The following is a 2,663-nucleotide window of genomic DNA, read 5'->3' on the forward strand; positions in this document are numbered from 1 at the left end:
GCGCGATCGCATGGTTTCTCCTGTTGCCAATTCATCCTGTATGCAGCTTTGTTCCCCTTAACGGGGGTGAGGGCGAATTGTCTCGGAATGAGCGACAGTTCTTTGATTAACTTGTCATTGTCTGTGTTTTGCTTTATAATTGTCATATTGTTATACCCTGTAAACTTTGATGGCTAACTGGGGCTAGGGCTATTTCCCGAACCCCTTTTTTTGTCTAATTTTATCATTTATTCGCGGTCATCAAATGAGTTTGAGTGTTCAAAATGTTAATTTTCTTAAAGTGGGGAACGTTCCCTCTTTTCTCTTTTTCCAAATGTCTCAAAAGCCGGAGAGTTTTCTCCGCGTTGCCCTAAAAAATCATGTAAATTTTTGTTAAATAGTGGAACGTTCCACTATTTAACATTTCTGAAGAAAGGCGCAAATTGCGCTCTTTCAGGTTGGTCAAGGTGAGCCGACAACCCTCCTCCCTTACTTGCCGAGCTACCGAGCGGGCGCTGCGGACGGCCGGCCGCTAGGCCGGCCGGGAGCCCGCTATGTGGCGGGCTTCCTCTTTTCCTTGATACTTAAGGGATAAGTATGACTGCTTCGCTCTGAAATAACTACTGGGTAAGGGTTTCAGCCGTTTTTACTTTTTTGTAGTTTGTACTACATGATTCTGTATCGGTTGCTGTGTAAGGGTTGTGGCGGTCGGTTAAAAAGTGCGTGTTACATATCCCCCCTCCCCCCATATGTAGAGCTGGAGGTGGAGGACGAGGGCGGTTTCGTAGAGGGAATGTTTTGGATTTCCCGATCAATTGAGCCCCGTCATCCGCCGGAAGCGGCTGGGGGTGGTGGCTGTTTCGTTTGGCTCTGGCTCCTGTACGATTCGTCATCGCTATTGGGTGAATGTTAGGTAAACGCGGCCGTCGTTGGCTTTCGGTGGCCTGCACGGATAGACTGGGGACACATCCAAAAGGGTGAAGCCGTCCACCTCCAAGATGTCGGTAATCGCATCCACCGCATGGGGAATCAGATCGCGCCCGGTCATCACCCGGACGCGGATCGTCTTGCTGGGGGGATCGGAGTCCTCCGGGTTAACAAATTCCCACTCGCCCTGTTTGCTGTCCCAAAAATAACTTTTGCCCCGCAGGTGTTCGTAAAGTTCCTCCTGAGTTTGGTGGGGGTAGTCGGGGGCGATGGCGATCGCCTGCTTGTACTTCAATGTTTTTCTAATCATGGCAACGTCACCACCCCCAATATGGAAAGTAGGGCCGCAGCCATTCGTGGCACTCGCACAGCCATTCAATATGGTCGCGGTCGGGATTGAACCATCGTTTTTGGATTTTTATGTCAAAGCTAAAATGACGGCACGAATGCAGCCATACACTCACCACCAACACCGATGTTTGGCGATTGGAGTTGGGCAACTTGAGCAGTAAATAAGTAGACATCTTAAAACACCCCATTCCAAAACGGAAAGTACGGCCGCAGCCATTCGTGTGTTTGGCATAACCAGTAAATGTGATGGTCATCCGGTTCAAACCGTGGCAAAATAAAGCGGCCCCTGATTCTCAAAACATCTCCGTAACTTGAACACACTTCTAAATAACAATTGTTCCAAAAACTAATCAGCATACTCCGACTCCTGTTTAATCAAGTCCAGTGCAGCGCGTCCGAGCTTGTAACGTTCGCCGCGACATCCCATCACCTGCTGAATAATATCGGTTTCTTTCACCCCCCTGTCAATGGCATCTAACGCCGCGTCTTGGTACTTTTCGGCAATTTCGGAAATTTCGGAATTTTCGGGGACAACTAGCTGCTTTGAATTTTCCGAAATTTTAGATAAACCGCCGAAATCGCCGTCCGGTGAGGGTTCTAGGATTTCGGGCTGGGCGTAGAGCGATTCCGACCGCTGAAAATTTAGAAATTCCGCGATCGCTTGATTGGTCTGTTGGGTCAGGTACAGCGAACTGGCGACGGAGTGCTTGAAGTCTGCCTGCTCTTGTTTGTCCATCGCGGTCATTTTTGGCTTCAGTTTCGCCAGTTCCACGCCCGTCAAAATCAGGCCGGTTCCGCACCCCATCCCGTAGCCGATGGTCAGCCATCGTAGGGTTGAATGGCGGGTGAGAAAGGGCGTAAAAAACCAAACTGGAGTTGCCGTAACCGCCAGAAAAATTGACAGGCCGTGCAGCAATCTCCAGTTGCTCCGGATAGCTTGGTTGTTGGCGTTAGGGTTAATTACATCCATTGGATTCCACCTCCGATAATCAGGACGCAGGCGACGGCGACGGCGACGGTCAACCACTGCCACCAATCTTCGGATTTTTCTCGCTGGTAGTAGGCGATACCCCCGATCGCACCCAACACGAGGGAGGCGATCAGGGCAAGCCAAAATCCGGGCAACCGGAACTGGGGATAGTCCACGGCCAACAGCGAAACGGCTGACGCGCCGCACCCGAACATCAAAATCAGACCGATAATTCTGTAGAGTTGGATCATGAAGTTAATAGCCTTTGAGGATGTCTGCCCCCGTTGCCGGGGGCGTTTTCTTGGGATTAGAGAGCGGACATCAGGGCGTTAATTTTCTGGTCGGCCAGTTGCGCCGACTTTTCCAGACCTTGCCCCAAACGGGCGTAACGCGGCCGCAGCCCGTGCAGGTATTTGGCGGAGTCCTTTTTGGCCGA

4 protein-coding genes are annotated in these 2,663 nt (G+C 50.8%); all 4 read right to left on the reverse strand.

Annotation, left to right across the window (positions count from 1 at the left end):
- Positions 1–874: 874 nt before the first annotated feature.
- Positions 875–1,216, reverse strand: a complete 342-nt coding sequence (locus LKE08_RS00725) for a hypothetical protein (RefSeq protein ID WP_324702275.1) — start codon at positions 1,214–1,216, stop codon at positions 875–877.
- A 7-nt stretch (positions 1,217–1,223) separates the two neighbouring features.
- Entirely contained in the window at positions 1,224–1,430 is a 207-nt protein-coding gene (locus LKE08_RS00730) for a hypothetical protein (RefSeq protein ID WP_324702276.1), read from the reverse strand.
- A 173-nt stretch (positions 1,431–1,603) separates the two neighbouring features.
- On the reverse strand, positions 1,604–2,227 hold the full coding sequence (locus LKE08_RS00735) for a hypothetical protein (protein WP_324702277.1): 624 nt from the start codon (positions 2,225–2,227) through the stop codon (positions 1,604–1,606).
- Positions 2,218–2,478, reverse strand: a complete 261-nt coding sequence (locus LKE08_RS00740; protein ID WP_324702278.1) for a hypothetical protein — start codon at positions 2,476–2,478, stop codon at positions 2,218–2,220. The genes LKE08_RS00735 and LKE08_RS00740 overlap by 10 nt, the downstream gene beginning before the upstream one ends.
- Positions 2,479–2,663 lie beyond the last annotated feature (185 nt).

It is taken from the genome of Lyngbya sp. CCY1209, assembly GCF_035615495.1.
Taxonomy (GTDB): Bacteria; Cyanobacteriota; Cyanobacteriia; order Cyanobacteriales; family Microcoleaceae; genus Limnospira.

Coding starts and splice junctions, on each gene's coding strand:
- LKE08_RS00730 (WP_324702276.1), bottom strand. CDS start 1,430: ATGTCTACTTATTTACTGCTCAAGTTGCCCAACTCCAATCGCCAAACA.
- LKE08_RS00740 (WP_324702278.1), bottom strand. CDS start 2,478: ATGATCCAACTCTACAGAATTATCGGTCTGATTTTGATGTTCGGGTGC.
- LKE08_RS00735 (WP_324702277.1), bottom strand. CDS start 2,227: ATGGATGTAATTAACCCTAACGCCAACAACCAAGCTATCCGGAGCAAC.
- LKE08_RS00725 (WP_324702275.1), bottom strand. CDS start 1,216: ATGATTAGAAAAACATTGAAGTACAAGCAGGCGATCGCCATCGCCCCC.